This is a genomic window from Bacillus sp. RCC_6_1, assembly GCF_041360755.1.
In the GTDB taxonomy this organism is placed as follows: domain Bacteria; phylum Bacillota; class Bacilli; order Bacillales; family Bacillaceae_G; genus Bacillus_A; species Bacillus_A cereus.
In genome coordinates, this window is the sequence record NZ_JBFUPV010000012.1 from 16,236 (window position 1) to 31,429 (window position 15,194).

Consider the following 15,194-nt stretch of genomic DNA (forward strand, 5'->3'; position numbering starts at 1 on the left):
TTTCTTCACTCCTTTTCGAATCTTCTTAATCGATAATTGTTACCGTTCATTTCAATAACTTCCGTTTCATCATCAAAGATGCGGCTGAAAATACGTTCGTCATATATTCCAAACAAGGCTTGTACGGAATGGTTTGTTGTATAAATCGTGTGCCGTCCAATTCGACTATCGATAATTTCAAACATTTTCTTCCTTGCCCACTTATGCTTTTTTAACTCTTCTTCATCATCTGGTTCCTTTTCAGCCCCAAGATCATCAATTACCAAGCACTCTATTTTAGAAAGCATTGTAAGCAATTCATCTTCTGTCATATCGCTTTTACGGTTATAAGTGGACTTTAGCTTGGTAAATAACTTTTCTTCAGTAATGAAGCAAGCACTTATACCGCATTTCATCAGCTCTTTTGTCATCGATACGGCTAAATGACTTTTACCCGTTCCGTAATCACCGACAAGCATGATGTTTTGTCCAATTTTCTTATTAAACGTTCGTACGTACTGCTCACACGCTTCTTTCGCATGATGAAGTTGTTGACTTGGCGGAACATAATTTTGGAATGTTGCCTTTTTCAGTTTCTGATTGATTAAGCTGCCGTCTTCAAATCCTTTAAATAACTTGAGGACCTTTTCTTTTACATTCATTTCTTGTGCTTCCGTCGCCAGTTGTTGGTCTTCCTTCTCAACCGTTTTACATTGCGGGCAAAATTCTTTCCCTGTTTCTTTATCGATAAGCATGCGCTTATTGCACACATCTTTTATGTTCTTCTTACCAACCACGAAAACGTTTTGGCATCGATTCGGTGAAAATTGAAACATTTCAGCCGCTTTCTTTCTAGCGTTTTGAGAAATCGTATTTGCCGAAAAACTCTTCACTTGATTTACCTGCTTTAACTGCCCCATTCGATCCACCGCCTTTTACTTTTCCTGTTCGTTGTACAGGTCGTTCATTTAAATAACTTTCAAACTTTGTTCCAAACAAGGTGATAGGTCTTAAATAACAACACATATTCGAATCATTAAACCATTGAGCTGTTTTTGTTTTAATTACTTTTTTGAAATCTTCTAAAGTGAAGCCCTCTTTCCAACGAGCATTGATTAACTCCCTGGTCTTTTTGGACTTGTGTTGGTATTTTGTTTTTGCTTCAGCATTCAGATATTCAATAATTTCTTGATACGGAATTTTATCAGATGCATGGTCCTGAGCTTCATCAGGACTATATTCTTTTATATCTTTTAAATCTTTATCTTCTTCTTTATCTAATTCTTTATCTTCTTCTATGTCCGTGACATTTTCGTGACCTGTCACGTGACCATCTTCTTGCGGTGGGTTTAAAGATGCTTGTTTTTCTCGTTCTCTTTGGCGTTGTTTCCTAATCCGCGCTTGTTCTCTAATTTCATCCAAACGATCTAAGCTTTGATGTTTACCCCAATTTTTAATGTTGATGTAATGCTCTTGATCCACCTCAATCATTCCGAATTTATGAAAGGTTTCAAGTGCCAGTCGTACGGTGTTAAGTGGACGGTTAAAGACCGTAGCTAGCATGTCATCTGTATACGGAATGTTTTCTGCTAAGAAAATGTAACCATTTGCGTTCGTTTTCCCTGCAAGTGATAAAAGCTTCACCCAGCAAATTAAAATTGTGTCTGCTTCTGGCATACTTTCAATGATGCGAATCTTTTCATCATCGAACATACTAACCGATAGCTTTATCCATTTAACATCTGACACTTTTATTACCCCCTTATGCTACAAATTGCGATGTAAAACTCATTTTCCTTAATGACTTTCTGTATCCGGTAACCTGGATAGTTGTTGTGTATATAACGTGCAATCGACTGTTTTAAATCATCTTTCGATTGTGCTCTCTCCCACAATTTGCGAGAGAGTAGCACTTTGGACATGTTACTCACCTTCAATCACGAAATCACCTTGTCCGTCTCCTTCAGCTGACTGTTCCACTTCAATTGGATCAGCTTCAATAAATTCTGGTTCTTCCGTGATATCTTTACGAACCACTTCATCATGCTGCGCTTGTGACTGAACTTCGATGCTGATTGGTAAGTATTTAAACATGTAACGGACCACTGTTTTCTTCGCCATTTCATCATAGTCACTTGCCCATGGACTATAACTTGAATTCGCCGCTGCAGAACGTTGACGGCGCTTTTCAATTTCACTCTTCGGCATGAATTCCATTTGATGGCCACCATCTTTGAAATGCGCAACTGCATACGCTCCGATAAATTCGCCACGTTCACCAAATGATGGCTTATGCTTTAACTGAGGATGTAAACCAAGCTCATACTCGAACTCATCATTTTCATATACTGCATGTGCGTAAATGCTTTGAATATGACCAGAACGTCTAGCTAAATCAATCATCCCTTTGTAGCCGATAATGAATTGGACTTCCATTTTGTTTTGCTTTTTATTTTTGAACGGTAAAAGGTAGCAATGCCCGAGTAAACCTGGCTCTAATCCTAATTGCACTGCTTGCATTACAGCTCCCATAAGAGAAGGAACTTCACATTCTAATAACTTTGGATTCGTACGGATTGTCGTGAGTGCAATACGACTCATACGCTCCATACTCATGTGCTTTGGTAAAACTTCCGCAAAACGTGGAGCCATTTTCTTCATATAACCTTCAACCAATTTATCCGGTGTTGCAGGTGCGCTTGCCTTACGATTTGCCAATTGATTTTTAATTTGATCGTTAGTTGCCATTATTTATTTCCTCCCTTATTTAACCGTGAATTTTCTTGATTTAGATTCCTTAACATACTGTTCAAATAAATCAGGGTGTTCCGCTTTAAATCGCTTGCTATCAAAACGATTTGTTGTATATGACTTCCAATAAATTTTGTAGTTCTCCGTTCCACCAACTTCATTGGTACCGAGTTTTGCTTTGATTTTGTTTTCGTATTCTGCCTTTTGTTCTTGCAGAGCTTTAATTTCTCGGTCTACTTGGTCACGAGCTTCAATGAGAAGTTCTTCTTGTTTACCTAAACTTACAAAGCTATCTGTAATGGATTCTGGATATAGATGTTTTAATAATTCAGTTGATGCATCCGAACCATCAAACATTGGCGGCTCGTTCTTCTCAACATTGTTGAGCCAGAAGTCTTTCGCTATATCTACTAGATAACCAATCAATTCATCATCTCTTTCAATTTCTTTTATAACGAATTTATTACCACCGACTAATGCAGCGAAATATCCCCACTGTAAACCCGTTACATAAAAGTACCACTGTATTTGAACAATATATTGTTCAGGAATCTCGTCACTTTCCCACTCTTTTTTTAAATACTCGCTAGCAGTTTTAATTTCTAAAATACCGTTACCACGTTCTTTATTTATAATTATTCGATCTACATTAGCTAGGGCCCATTCATACTCAGGGTGTTGCAAAATTGCATTTCTTCTTCTAACCTTCATTTCAGTTCTTTTTACAAATTCTCGCGCAATAATATCCTCCATGACCGTTCCCCAGTACGCCGCTTCCGACTCAATCTTTGCATCCGGAGCAGAACCCGTTTTTTCTAAATACACCCCAATAGGCGATTTATATTTACTGATTCCTACGATTGCACCAATATCTGAACCACCGATGCCCGATTTTCTCCATTTCAACCATTCAATTTTTGAAATACTTGTTGTAGCAACTAACTGTTTTGCAATCATTTAATTGCCTCCTTTTTCAAAATTGGTATGTGCAAATTCACCGAAATACTGTATAGCCGCTGCATCGTAAGTTCTCGCAGCTGCTTCTTCATCAGCGAATGTACCAAGATGAATTTTTCTTTTATTAACCTTAATTTCAGCAATCCACTTCGACTTTTGTTTAGAAAACCAAACTCCTTTATACCTAGAAGCTCCTTTTCGAATATTTCTTTCGTTCTGCATATTTTGTGTTCTTGAGGCAAAGCGTAAGTTTTCACGAGTGTTATTTAGCCCGTTGCCATCTATATGATCTACATCTACACCCTTTGGAGCATTTGTAATTAAACGATGCATATAAATCACCTTACAATTTTTGCGACCTGTTCCTTTTACATATCCAACCGCATACCATCTTGTTTTTCTTTTATTTGCACACCATTTATATCGACTGATCAATTCATAATCTTCAGAACTAATAATCGCTACTTGCCCTTGTGTTAGAGGGATCTTTACAAAGTTCATTCCATCCACTCCTTTTCCGTGGTATACTTACTTTCAAATGAATTCTTTTAAGGGAACCCATTGCCGTGGATTCTTTTTATTCACCTGCAACAAACCTCGTTGCGTGCCGCTCTAAAAACTTTTCGGCACATACTTCACAAATTAAACTTCCTTCGAATTCGTAATAGGTCATTCCAAAATACAATTCACCTTCACAATCGCTACAATAGTATTCGAAGTCTTTTTTGCATGAATCTTGTTGATTTCCTAATACAATTGGATTTTCTAACATTCAACTCATCTCCTCTGAAAGAGTAATGTAATGAGCTCTTTCTACCACGTCCGCGTTTACTCCCTGGCTTCTTAACCGCTTAATAACCTTAAGAATATTTTTACGATCTTTTTCACGTTCCGCATCGTGCTTTTCTTTCGCTCGATATAGTGCTGCAAGTTCCCTTCTTGCTAGACATGCTTCCTTTACCCACTCACGCAATAATTTTTCATCATGTGTTCTTAATGCTTGGATTTGCATTAGATTACAATATTTTAAGAACTCATCTAACACCTGTTTCTTTTGCATGTCCTTTTGTAAAACTGGTGCTGTTATGCTCATACTGTTTTCTCCTTTCGTAACTGTTCATTTTCTTGCTTTAGCTGTTCGTTCTCGTTGATAAGCTTTTCAAATGTATCTAATAGCGCTACGCCACCCACGAATGAAACGATAACCACCGCTGTAACCAAAAGGCTGAATGTACTTTCAACCAACGTTTGGTTCCTCCTTTTGGGCTTCTAGCCATGCTTCCAAATCTTTTTGTAAGAAGAGTAATTTGCGCCCTTCTCGTATAACCGGAAACTTCGGATGACTTGCCAACTCATACATTCTGCAAACTGCGATGTTAAGGTAAGCTGCCGCTTCTTTTACTCGCAACACCTTGTTTGGTTGTGCTTGCAGTTGGAATGAAGCTAATGCGGCTTGAATTTCTTCACGAACAACTTCACGGATTGACTCTTTAATGATTTGATCTAATCCCATTTTGTTTTGCTCCCTTCAAAATTTATGTTGCATGTGTATTTTTTGTACTCTCTCGCATAAAGTTTGAGATTATTGGACTTCATTTCCTAAAAAAAGAATAAAAACATCTTCCTCTAATACCTGAGCCAATTGTAATGCATCACTTAATGTAGGAGTCGCATAACCTGTTTCCCAATTACTTATTACCGTTTTCTTTTTATTTATCTGCGCTCCTAATGCTTCCTGAGTTAATTTTTTACGTTTGCGAGCCTTGATTAAATTATGACGTTTCTTTCCCACGATGACACCCCCTAAAATCCAACTTACTTGGACTTCTTGTATTCATTATATATCCAATATTTTTGGATTGTCAACAATATTATATGAGTTTTTTGGACTTTTATTCATAAGTATAAAAACAAAAACAAAACCATTGAAAAAACTAATGCAAAAGTACAGTAAACAAAGTACAATTTAATTGTACTTTTATTTAGTAAATTATTTTTGACTACTTTGGTGAATATATTAACGGGGTGATTTTGTGACTACTTTGGGACAGAGGATTAAAGAGACCCGAAAGAAACGCGGCTTAACTCAAGATGGCTTAGCGCTAAAAATTAAAGAAAAAATGAATGCAGACATTAAAATGAATAAAACTACTATTTCTAATTATGAGACTGGTTATAGTTCTCCTTCTAATGAACTTCTAGTTGTAATTTCAGATGTCTTGAATGTATCGGCTGATTTCTTATTAGGAAGATCTGACGATCCAGAATTAAATGCAGTTCAGTATACTGAATTAAGAAAACAATTCAATGAGCTAATTGATGTGTTAGAAAAAATGCCAAAAGAAAAACAAGATATGTTATTGGATATGATGAAGGCTGCTGTAGGCCAAAACAAAAAATGATTGTCAGCATAAGAGCTAACAATCATTTTTTGTTTTAACGATATTTTTAATACTTTCAATTTCTTCTTTTTTCTTTTCATCATCAGTTAAAGCTCCTACTTTTAACATTTCCCATAGTGTAACCGCTATTGTGTTCCCCATATCAACTTCCTCCATATCGTAATCATTAGTTTGTGAATAGTGAGCAAACTTTTCCTAAATATCATTTTTTATTTTTAGGCAACATCCCTAAAAATGACGAATGCGATTGCCTAATTATAGACAATCGCATTTAAATACGTATGTAGTTTTTATATGTACAAAAACAGTATTAACCCATTCCGCCTCCAGGATCAACCATGTACATAATTACTGGAGCTTCTTTCTTAGGTTGTTCTTTCTGTTCTTCCTTAGCAGGAGTTAAGCATAGTGCTCCAACTAAAGCTAAGCTTGTTATAAACATCATTATTTTCTTCATTTCGCACCACCTGCATAAATTGTACCATATCTATAAATATCTTCCAATAATATTTTTGCGAATTTACTGTAAAATAAATTGCCACCACATTCATAAATTTTAATTGCTTCTTTAACTAAATCTTCATCACCATTCGCCAATCCTAATATGCACGTTTGCATTGCAGATAATTTACCGTTTTTTATTTTCAAATCCTTTAATATCTTTTTTGCAACTTCTTTATCACCATTTACAATTTCATTAAAAGCTTTTTCAGCTTCACCACATTCTTCTATAAAATCAACTTGTTTACCATTTATTAATTTTAAAAAAGCATAAGTATTCAAGATATTTTTCTTTCTTTTTTTCATTCTCTCAAACAGACAATCTCCTATTGTACTTAATGATTTTTTTATATGCCATTCAGCTTGAGAATAATCTTCCAACATATACGATTCTCCTAAATATACAAATGCCGAGGCTTGCAAAAGTGTTAAACAATTATTCATATCGTCTGTATTTATAATCTGGTGACATAAAGCTCTACATTCTTCAATCTTTTCAGCCGTTAAATAAGCATATGCCAATCCTTCTTTAATACGAGTGGAAAATGCTGTTTTAACGAACTCGTCTTGAATGTTATTTACTTCTGGTAACAACACTTCTGCATAATCAAACAGGGAATTAAATCTTTCAAGATCATACATTGTGTAAAACGTAAGAATCCCTAACAACACATGCATCTCTTTCGTCTTAATGATTCGGCTATTTTTTCGAAGTTCTAATTCCTCTAAAAACGAAGTTCCTGTTAAGATCCCTTTACCTCGTTTCCATACCAGTTCGTACACATAGGCCCATTCCCTATTGATTGCCAATGATGAAGTCTTTTCTTTTTCTATCAACAACCCTAATAATTCTAAATCACCTATTGTATTCGCGTATTCCATGGCAATACGTGAATTTTTTTTACTCACTGTTGTTGTACAGAACTTATGAATTAGTTCTTTTTTCTTCATGCTATTACCTTCATATAAAATGTTTAATAGTTTTACAACAGTCCAAAAATTAAATTCACGATTACCTGATAAGTTTTTTGAGAGGTTCCCACCACTTATACTTATTTTTTTTGCTAAGTCCTCTTGTTTTAATCGTTGAAAATCAATTTCATCAATAAGTTGATTCAAAAGACCTTTCACTTTTGTCCCCCTTCTGGACCAAAAGACACATTCCCTATTTTTAAATCCATCAGAAAACGCGTCATTGTCACGAAATTCCTCTACAGATGCGCTATACTATTTATGACTCATGGCAAATGTTTTCCCTACTACAATTAGGGTTAAACGGTGTAAGCGTGTTCCCAGCACAATTACACACGCTATGGGTCTTTTTCGTTCCGTTTGATTTCTTAAAATCAGTTTATCACAAGATTTAGAATCTTCATTTCACTTAAAGTCAATTCATGTTGAGAAAGTTTTTTCGAATGGTCTATACCTCAACACTATTAGCAAGTATATTAATTGTGACCTGTACTCTGGCAGTAAACGTCAAACATTTGCCGTTTACAATTTTTAAAAAAATCTATGAGCGTAGACCTTAACATTATAAGTAAAGGGGTTGTCTTAGGAGTTATAACTGTAGGAATTGATTTGAAAGACGAAGTTCAAGATTGGTTACTTAAAAAAAATGAAAAATAAATTTCTGTAAATCAAAAGCATAGTAGCATTAAGCACTGTGCTTTTTTCACTCTTTATATTCCCGTTCCTGGATCGGCATATCCTGCGCCACCTCCAGAACCTGCTTCATTATTCTTTTGAGCGTAGTTCCATCCGCCTGGATCTTTTATATATGTATTTCTCATGACTTCTTCCCCCCTTCCTAATTTGAATCTACAATTATTTTAGCTCATACGTTCTGCAACTGTAAATTAACTATTTTGGTATCTTGTAGGAGTATACACTTCCATTAATAAATTAAATATATTAATATATTTATAAAACGATTATAAGGAGTATATTATATGAATCAAATTGACTTTAGTTCTATACAATCACCTGTTAATCAATTAGCTTTGCAAGCAGCTATTATGTTTCTTACCATGGGCGTTACTTTTGGAGTAGTTTATATCTTACTACTAAAAATCCATGCTCCAAAAACGTTAGCTAGTGTGATTGCGACAGTGTGTACTGTGGTAGTTGCCTGTAAAACGATTTTAATTTTCTATACTTGAATACACCAAAAAGGAGCCAATGGGCTCCTTTTTAATTTTAATGTTAATGAAAAGTAATCAAGAGAACGTCTTTAAGTTGTTCATCAAACTCCAAATCAAGTTCTATATACATTGCCTTAAACAATTCTATTAATAGTTCATTAGCGTCCCCACTACGTTTGCCATTAACATAATCATGAAAATCCACCAATTTTTTCAAAACATCTGGACTATCGCTAAAAACTATCATTACTGAATTCAAAGCTTTCATAAATTCCAAGTAGTTTTCTCCAGTCCTATCACCAGTTACGAGCCAAATCCGATGTTCCATCAAATTTTTTAAAACATCCTTTTTTTCTTCCCAAATTCTATTTGTAAAAAAGGTCTTTCTTTCGTTTTTAATTGTTTTTCTTACTCCTAAATAAGTAAGTCCACCGCTAACGAAACCGCCTAAGACTCCTCCCCAGAATCCGAGCCAATTTGTGTCTATAGATAACCATTCAAAATTCATAAACTCACTACACCCCATTACTCTATTACTCCTTTTTAATTATTATATATTATAATATATATTTAAATAAAATTCTATCAAACCTTTATTTTAACTCAAATAAATTACGTCCCTCCTCTTGTTTTTTAAATATGAATCACAATGATTTTTAAACAAAATAGGAAATTACTTACAATTACATCCTATAACCGAATTTGTTCATTTATGGTAAAATGTATCCATCGCTGATATGTCCAACTAGGTAATTTTTATAACAGCAAAATTACAACTAGACTTATACAACATGATTCAAAACAAAATGAAGGAGTGTTTTAAGTGAAAGGACATATTCGAAAAAGAGGAAATAAATATTGTATTGTGGTCGACATTGGACCTGATCCAGAGACAGGAAAAAGAAGACAAAAGTGGTTTTCTGGGTATAAGACAAAAAAAGAAGCACAGGCTGATGTTGCGAAGAAGATTACAGAATTAAATGAAGGAACTTTTATAGAGCCGTCAAAAGTTACATTAAAGGAGTATCTAAATCATTGGCTAGAAATTAAAAGTATGAGTATAGAAAGAAGTACTTTTGTTGGGTATAGGGCATTTATCAACCAACATGTTATACCTAGTATAGGAATGGTCGCACTCCATAAATTAAATGTTATGCACATTCAAAAATGCTATAAGACTGCGATAGATAAAGGTATTACAAATAATTCCATTCTGCTTATGCATAGAATTTTAAAGAGTGCTTTAAACCTAGCTGTAAAACAAAATATTCTTTCTCGAAATCCAGCAGATTTTGCTGAGATACCTAAAAAAGAAAAAACCCCTATCCAGACTTGGACAGAGGAAGAAGTAAAAAAATTTTTAGCTCATTCACAAGAATCACGATATCACATTGGGTATCTACTTGCAATAACTACAGGTATGCGTCTGGGAGAAGTTCTAGGTTTACGATGGCAGGACATTGATTTTGAAAAACATACTGTTACAATAAATCAAACATCTGGTCATGATAATAAAATCAAAAGAACTGCAAAAACAAATTCATCAAAACGCACAATTCCTGTACCTAATGAAACAATAGCAGCCTTAAAAAAACATAAAATTTTAATCAATAAAGAGAAATTAAAGTTTGGTTCTGCTTATCTAGATCAAGATTTAATAAATTGTAATGAGTTTGGAAGAATAATAAAAAGAGCACATTTCAGAAAAAGTTTCATTAGGACGACACACAAAGTAGGTATAAAAGAAATTAAATTCCATGATTTAAGACATACACACGCAACTCTACTATTAAAACAAGGAGTTAATCCTAAAATCATCAGTGAGCGATTAGGTCATACAGATATTTCAATGACATTAAGTGTCTATTCTCATGTTTTACCGAATATGCAGGAAGAAGCAGTTAAAAACTTCGGTAAAAGTATCTTTGGATAACCTATGTTTGCAAAATGTTTGCATTTTATCAAAAAAAGTCAAACAAACGTTGTCATATCAGGGTTTGTTTGACCTATCATCTTATATTCTTGATAAAATCTCCGAATCCCTATTGAAATATTTAATAATGGAGCGTTCTCACCACCACGGGTTATGCATTGGAATCGATATACATAGGAGAAAAAATCTTGTTTTTTTTCATCTTTTATCGGCTCTGACATCGCCTCACAAATATTTTGTGATCTAAGAGGAGAAAAATAGATTTCTTCTTCATTTGTATTTTCTAAATATATAGGACGCTCACAAAAAATATGTGAGATTAAAGCGGGTACCCACTTAGAATACGTTTCATTATCATGTAGTACTGGCAAATTAGAAATCAAATCGGATTGCCATTCATATTTTGGTGGTTCTACTAATCTATTTGGCTTCCAATCATGAATAATCTCATACCAACTTTGAAAAATATAATCGAGTTGCTCTTGTTTAATCGGTTCTTTTGATACAATCCATGGTATATTTTCATTTAATACGTACGGATTATGCTGAATAAACAATATATCCGAAAACATATCATATAATCTTTCATTCAAACGTTTCAACTTACTCGTTAATAAAAACGTCTTATAATGTATCTCTACGATGTCCAGCCATTCAATAGGAAAGTATATAAATGATACCTCTTCATTTAAAAGGGGTTCTACTATATTTTCAAATGTTAGCAGCCTTAATTTTTTCATAAAATGATTCCTTCCTTTCTTCAGTTGTCTTGATTATCAAAAAGCTAGAACAATAGTTACTTAATCTAATCCATTTAAATCAAGTATTTAAAAGAAAAGTAAAAACTATTTATCTGAATAAAACATTATCAAATCGACTCTTTTAACAATTAAAAGTAATTATCATATACAGCACCTCATTATATTTATATTTTAATACATTTAAATTATACAATTTATATAATGTATTGTACTTATCATTTACAAAAAATTTACAAAAAACTAAAAAAGAACACCTTAAATCGGCGCTCTCTTTACAAATATTAAGCGTTATGTAATTGAACATATAGATAACAGTAATCCTCCAAATGAAATTGTTCCTAGTAAACCTACTACAAATCCTGTTAAACAAATACAATCAGCAAGACAAATAGAAGACTGCGATAATGGAACGAATGACCTACTTGTACCCGAACCATATTGTTTTATCTTCTCATAATTCATATCTAACATTAAATGTAGACATGTTACACCATCCTCAATAGTATGTACAGATTCTTTTTCTAATCGCTCCAATAATTTACTATCAAAAGCAACTGCTAGAGGGTACTGCTTATCCGATTTCATATTTTGATAAATTAGTTGCAAACGAGATAATATATTATTTTTCTTCTTTTCAGATGTTACTGTACATTTCATATTATTAAATTCATTTAATAACAGTGATAATTCATCTCTTTTTCCGTATAAATCTTTAGCTATTTTTCTCTTTAGTTTATACGAATGGAAAATAGATTTTAGTTCAACCATATTCATACACTTCCTAATTACATAGTATTTACCCTATTATTTTGTAGATAAACAGTACTTTTTAATCTTATTTAAAATACACTTAAGCAACTTATTTTACTATCGATTAACATTACATTAACCTTACACGGTTGTAATAAAATCATTAGCTAGAAGGAAGCAATGCCCAAACTAGACAGATATTTAATGATAAAACCATAAGAAAAAAACAATGATTAGATTTTAAATCTAGTCATTGCTTTATCCATCACATCTTGATTACATCTATATATCTTATTGTTACTCTTTCACTTGAATGATTGAATATATCCATTAATAATGGCTATATTCTTTGTCGGCACGTACATATAACTAATGTTTTTTAATTGATAAAGTGAAACTTTAATCAGCTCTCACCAATCGGGCTTTTATGGGCAGTCCTCCACCTAACTTCTCTTTGCTCTCGCTGAATTTTTTTGGGGATGTTACTGCCCGCAACTAGCAAGATAGATGTTATCAATATTCATACGTTACAATAGTACCGGTAGTATCAGTAAAACCATCAAAACAGTTAGAGCAACCACCACAGCCTCCACAACCGCCACAGCCTCCGCAACCAAAACAACCGAAGCAACCAATACAACGGAAGCCACCACAACGGAAGCCGCCACAACGACCTCCACCACAACCGCCACAACGACCACAACCGCCACAGCGACGAGCAGCATCTTCAATATAGTAATATGGATATTGGTTTTGCTGGTCCCAATAGACAATATTTCCAGACCGGTAATCATTAAGGCTTAACGCTTGTAGTTCTTGTTGAAACTGATTCATTTTCATAACCTCCGTTTATAAAATACAACCTCATCGATACTTCCCTATATTCCTGTTCGTTACATCTAAGTAGAAATAGCGCTATAAACTAAGTTCAATACGTACACCAACAAAGTATGACTTATCACTAGATGATGCACCTTGTTCATATACCTATTTTTACTATGGGCTCATTTTTATAAAGTGAAACTTTAATCAGTGGGGTTTTGTTCATCCCCTACCTAACTTCTTTGCTTCCGCTGAATTTTGAGGTGGGGGGCTTACTGCCCGGCAAATAGCGGGATAAATAAAAATTAAAAAATATGAATTCTAGCGTCATATCTTCATACTTACTAAGTTCAATTAATTTCTCAACAATTATGATGCCATATTCTATATATTTCCGTCTGCTGCTTAGATTTTTCTGTACTGTAAATGGCTTTCGCTATAACACCTCCAAGTGACCGATTTCTATGACGGTTAAGAAATTCCAACAAAAAAAGCCCTAATTAGGGCTTTTCATTCTATTTCTCCAGCAAATCTCTATATGAAATTGCTAATTGAAAAAAGACACATTTAGATTGATGCGTCTTTTTTTGATGCCTCTTTTGTGAAATCATATAAAGCAATTGCGCCTAAAAGAACAAGTATCCCTTGAGGAACATCTAGCAAAATAGTTTTCCAAATTTCTGGAATTACCCATTTAATATCTGCTGCTGTTTCAAGATATGTTTGGAAATAGCTGATTGTAAAATTAATTATCCCTAAAAATACAAACAACGATAAACCAAATCGAATTAATTTCTTATTTGTAAACATATAACACCTCTCAAAATTCATTGGATATTCCTGCTTTTGCTTCTTTATATTTCCATATCTCTATATCTAATTTTAACACATAAAGAACTCAAAAAAATACGATATGCATATTTGCATATCGTATTAACAACACTCCATGATAATTTAGAAATTCCTGCAAAGAAAAAACAACTCCGTTACAGCTAACAGCTCGGGTTTCTTTTCTTATTTAACTTCATACCACCAACATTTACGTTCTTTGATTGTAAAATAAATGTGACAGAAGTTTATCCAGTTAATGCGTAGACAAGTAAATGAGCTAAATTATCGATATTCTATTTCGCCATTTCCGTAGCACTAATGACTTTTCGCAAATTTGACAAGAAAAAATATATAGATAGGTATGATCCATACCTATCTATAACATTACTTCTATTCTTTATCCAATTACGTCTTTTACGTCTGTATCCACTGGCCACTTTTCTAATGTATAAGCCATTTCCCAAAATGAATATTCATATCGACTGCTAATAATAAAATGCTGTTTCATACGTTTGCGATCTGCCTCTGTTACTTTTTCAGCGATAGTATCTAAACGTGTAATTTGTTCTTCAACTAGCGTACGGAACCAATCAGATCCATAAGCAGAAATCCATTCGTTATAAATTGGCTCTTCCGGCTGGCACTCTTTTAAGCGTTCGCCAATTTCATAATACAACCAATAGCAAGGTAAAATTGCTGCAATGATATCTCCTAAATGCCCTTCATACCCAGCACGATACATATGTGAAGTATACGCATATGCAGTTGGCGCAGGAATAAAATTATCTTTTTCTTCTTTTGTTATCCCTAATTTCTTCGCAAAATTCTCATGTAAAGATAACTCTGCCTCATATGTATTTTGAGCATGATGTGCCATACGAGCTGTCGTCTCTAATTCAAGAGCTTTCGCAGCTCCTAAAGTTTGTACTCTAGCAAAATGGCTCAAATAATATGAATCTTGAAGCACATAATAACGAAAACTAGCTAAATCTAACGTTCCTTCACCAAGTTTTTTTACAAAAGGATGGTTAAAACTCGCTTCCCAAATTGAATCTACTTCTTTACGTAACGATTGTGAAAAAGTCATTTAAATCCCTCCAATAATGTATAAAATATAAGTATTTATCCACAATTATTAAAGCTGTAAAATAAAAAAACTTTCTTTACAGGCGTAAAGAAAGTGAAATCGACAGTATTTATTTACTCATTAAATAGCAACGTCTTTCCCACTTCCCTACGCTGGCATTAACCAGATCAGGTACTAAGAGTCTCAAAATCACATTTGATCTCAGCCTATAAAAGGCCCCCCTAGTGGATAAATATTTTGTTTTTATAATGTATTCATCATAGCATACTTCGTGAA

General features: G+C 33.8%; 23 protein-coding genes, 1 pseudogene and 1 riboswitch. Of the genes and pseudogenes, 3 read left to right on the forward strand and 21 right to left on the reverse strand.

Annotated features, from left to right (window positions below; genetic code table 11):
• Nucleotides 1-5: 5 nt before the first annotated feature.
• The 11 genes from AB6801_RS24410 to AB6801_RS24460 form a co-directional block, all read right to left on the reverse strand.
• Nucleotides 6-899, reverse strand: a complete 894-nt coding sequence (locus AB6801_RS24410) for an ATP-binding protein (RefSeq protein WP_483299417.1) — start codon at nucleotides 897-899, stop codon at nucleotides 6-8.
• On the reverse strand, nucleotides 832-1,728 hold the full coding sequence (locus AB6801_RS24415; RefSeq protein WP_370941196.1) for a phage replisome organizer N-terminal domain-containing protein: 897 nt from the start codon (nucleotides 1,726-1,728) through the stop codon (nucleotides 832-834). Before AB6801_RS24415 ends, AB6801_RS24410 begins: the two co-directional genes overlap by 68 nt.
• A gap of 5 nt (nucleotides 1,729-1,733) precedes the next feature.
• Nucleotides 1,734-1,901 carry a hypothetical protein gene (locus AB6801_RS24420; protein ID WP_164876568.1) on the reverse strand — a complete coding sequence of 56 codons (168 nt, stop codon included), beginning with the start codon at nucleotides 1,899-1,901 and terminating at the stop codon, nucleotides 1,734-1,736.
• A gap of 1 nt (nucleotide 1,902) precedes the next feature.
• The gene (gene recT / locus AB6801_RS24425) at nucleotides 1,903-2,727 is read right to left on the reverse strand and encodes a recombination protein RecT (protein ID WP_098392542.1); all 825 of its coding nucleotides are present in this window, start codon (nucleotides 2,725-2,727) and stop codon (nucleotides 1,903-1,905) included.
• Between the two features lie 15 nt (nucleotides 2,728-2,742).
• On the reverse strand, nucleotides 2,743-3,687 hold the full coding sequence (locus AB6801_RS24430; RefSeq protein ID WP_370941197.1) for a YqaJ viral recombinase family nuclease: 945 nt from the start codon (nucleotides 3,685-3,687) through the stop codon (nucleotides 2,743-2,745).
• The gene (locus AB6801_RS24435) at nucleotides 3,688-4,188 is read right to left on the reverse strand and encodes an AP2 domain-containing protein (RefSeq protein ID WP_179863458.1); all 501 of its coding nucleotides are present in this window, start codon (nucleotides 4,186-4,188) and stop codon (nucleotides 3,688-3,690) included.
• Nucleotides 4,189-4,264: 76 nt separating this feature from the next.
• The gene (locus tag AB6801_RS24440; RefSeq protein WP_098023293.1) at nucleotides 4,265-4,459 is read right to left on the reverse strand and encodes a hypothetical protein; all 195 of its coding nucleotides are present in this window, start codon (nucleotides 4,457-4,459) and stop codon (nucleotides 4,265-4,267) included.
• The gene (locus AB6801_RS24445) at nucleotides 4,460-4,780 is read right to left on the reverse strand and encodes a hypothetical protein (protein WP_098023292.1); all 321 of its coding nucleotides are present in this window, start codon (nucleotides 4,778-4,780) and stop codon (nucleotides 4,460-4,462) included. It lies immediately after the preceding gene.
• Nucleotides 4,777-4,932 (reverse strand): hypothetical protein, encoded by a 156-nt coding sequence (locus tag AB6801_RS24450; RefSeq protein ID WP_000230374.1) that lies wholly within the window; start codon nucleotides 4,930-4,932, stop codon nucleotides 4,777-4,779. Before AB6801_RS24450 ends, AB6801_RS24445 begins: the two co-directional genes overlap by 4 nt.
• Nucleotides 4,925-5,200, reverse strand: coding sequence for a helix-turn-helix domain-containing protein (locus AB6801_RS24455; RefSeq protein ID WP_370941198.1), 276 nt, complete (start codon nucleotides 5,198-5,200; stop codon nucleotides 4,925-4,927). The genes AB6801_RS24450 and AB6801_RS24455 overlap by 8 nt, the downstream gene beginning before the upstream one ends.
• Nucleotides 5,201-5,269: 69 nt before the next feature.
• Complete coding sequence (locus AB6801_RS24460) at nucleotides 5,270-5,479, reverse strand: helix-turn-helix transcriptional regulator (protein WP_098281556.1); 210 nt, start codon at nucleotides 5,477-5,479, stop codon at nucleotides 5,270-5,272.
• A gap of 241 nt (nucleotides 5,480-5,720) precedes the next feature.
• On the opposite strand from AB6801_RS24460, the gene AB6801_RS24465 reads away from it, so the two are divergent.
• Complete coding sequence (locus tag AB6801_RS24465; RefSeq protein WP_098023290.1) at nucleotides 5,721-6,089, forward strand: helix-turn-helix domain-containing protein; 369 nt, start codon at nucleotides 5,721-5,723, stop codon at nucleotides 6,087-6,089.
• 15 nt (nucleotides 6,090-6,104) lie between these two features.
• On the opposite strand, the gene AB6801_RS24470 is transcribed toward AB6801_RS24465, so the two are convergent.
• The 3 genes from AB6801_RS24470 to AB6801_RS24480 all read right to left on the reverse strand — a co-directional run bounded on the left by AB6801_RS24470 (nucleotide 6,105) and on the right by AB6801_RS24480 (nucleotide 7,721).
• On the reverse strand, nucleotides 6,105-6,230 hold the full coding sequence (locus AB6801_RS24470) for a hypothetical protein (RefSeq protein WP_255258859.1): 126 nt from the start codon (nucleotides 6,228-6,230) through the stop codon (nucleotides 6,105-6,107).
• Between the two features lie 169 nt (nucleotides 6,231-6,399).
• A complete protein-coding gene (locus AB6801_RS24475; protein WP_176521052.1) occupies nucleotides 6,400-6,546 on the reverse strand; it encodes a hypothetical protein in 147 nt (48 codons plus the stop codon).
• Nucleotides 6,543-7,721 (reverse strand): AimR family lysis-lysogeny pheromone receptor, encoded by a 1,179-nt coding sequence (locus tag AB6801_RS24480; protein ID WP_098283806.1) that lies wholly within the window; start codon nucleotides 7,719-7,721, stop codon nucleotides 6,543-6,545. Before AB6801_RS24480 ends, AB6801_RS24475 begins: the two co-directional genes overlap by 4 nt.
• A gap of 821 nt (nucleotides 7,722-8,542) precedes the next feature.
• Between AB6801_RS24480 and AB6801_RS24485 the strand changes: the two genes are divergently transcribed.
• Nucleotides 8,543-8,752: a hypothetical protein gene (locus AB6801_RS24485; protein WP_098283807.1), complete on the forward strand. Its 210-nt coding sequence runs from the start codon at nucleotides 8,543-8,545 to the stop codon at nucleotides 8,750-8,752.
• A gap of 43 nt (nucleotides 8,753-8,795) precedes the next feature.
• On the opposite strand, the gene AB6801_RS24490 is transcribed toward AB6801_RS24485, so the two are convergent.
• Nucleotides 8,796-9,260, reverse strand: a complete 465-nt coding sequence (locus tag AB6801_RS24490; RefSeq protein WP_370941199.1) for a hypothetical protein — start codon at nucleotides 9,258-9,260, stop codon at nucleotides 8,796-8,798.
• 297 nt (nucleotides 9,261-9,557) lie between these two features.
• On the opposite strand from AB6801_RS24490, the gene AB6801_RS24495 reads away from it, so the two are divergent.
• On the forward strand, nucleotides 9,558-10,667 hold the full coding sequence (locus tag AB6801_RS24495) for a site-specific integrase (RefSeq protein ID WP_370941200.1): 1,110 nt from the start codon (nucleotides 9,558-9,560) through the stop codon (nucleotides 10,665-10,667).
• A gap of 38 nt (nucleotides 10,668-10,705) precedes the next feature.
• On the opposite strand, the gene AB6801_RS24500 is transcribed toward AB6801_RS24495, so the two are convergent.
• The 6 genes and pseudogenes from AB6801_RS24500 to tenA all read right to left on the reverse strand — a co-directional run bounded on the left by AB6801_RS24500 (nucleotide 10,706) and on the right by tenA (nucleotide 14,918).
• The gene (locus tag AB6801_RS24500) at nucleotides 10,706-11,407 is read right to left on the reverse strand and encodes a pPIWI_RE module domain-containing protein (RefSeq protein ID WP_370941201.1); all 702 of its coding nucleotides are present in this window, start codon (nucleotides 11,405-11,407) and stop codon (nucleotides 10,706-10,708) included.
• A gap of 309 nt (nucleotides 11,408-11,716) precedes the next feature.
• Entirely contained in the window at nucleotides 11,717-12,202 is a 486-nt protein-coding gene (locus AB6801_RS24505; protein WP_002063155.1) for a hypothetical protein, read from the reverse strand.
• 209 nt (nucleotides 12,203-12,411) lie between these two features.
• Nucleotides 12,412-12,546: pseudogene (locus tag AB6801_RS24510) on the reverse strand (site-specific integrase); the annotation flags it as partial.
• A 145-nt stretch (nucleotides 12,547-12,691) separates the two neighbouring features.
• Entirely contained in the window at nucleotides 12,692-13,012 is a 321-nt protein-coding gene (locus tag AB6801_RS24515; protein WP_001071364.1) for a heterocycloanthracin/sonorensin family bacteriocin, read from the reverse strand.
• A 555-nt stretch (nucleotides 13,013-13,567) separates the two neighbouring features.
• The gene (locus AB6801_RS24520) at nucleotides 13,568-13,831 is read right to left on the reverse strand and encodes a DUF3937 family protein (RefSeq protein ID WP_002101034.1); all 264 of its coding nucleotides are present in this window, start codon (nucleotides 13,829-13,831) and stop codon (nucleotides 13,568-13,570) included.
• A 397-nt stretch (nucleotides 13,832-14,228) separates the two neighbouring features.
• Nucleotides 14,229-14,918, reverse strand: coding sequence for a thiaminase II (gene tenA, locus AB6801_RS24525; protein WP_000144520.1), 690 nt, complete (start codon nucleotides 14,916-14,918; stop codon nucleotides 14,229-14,231).
• Nucleotides 14,919-15,045: 127 nt separating this feature from the next.
• Nucleotides 15,046-15,151: riboswitch (TPP riboswitch) on the reverse strand.
• Nucleotides 15,152-15,194 lie beyond the last annotated feature (43 nt).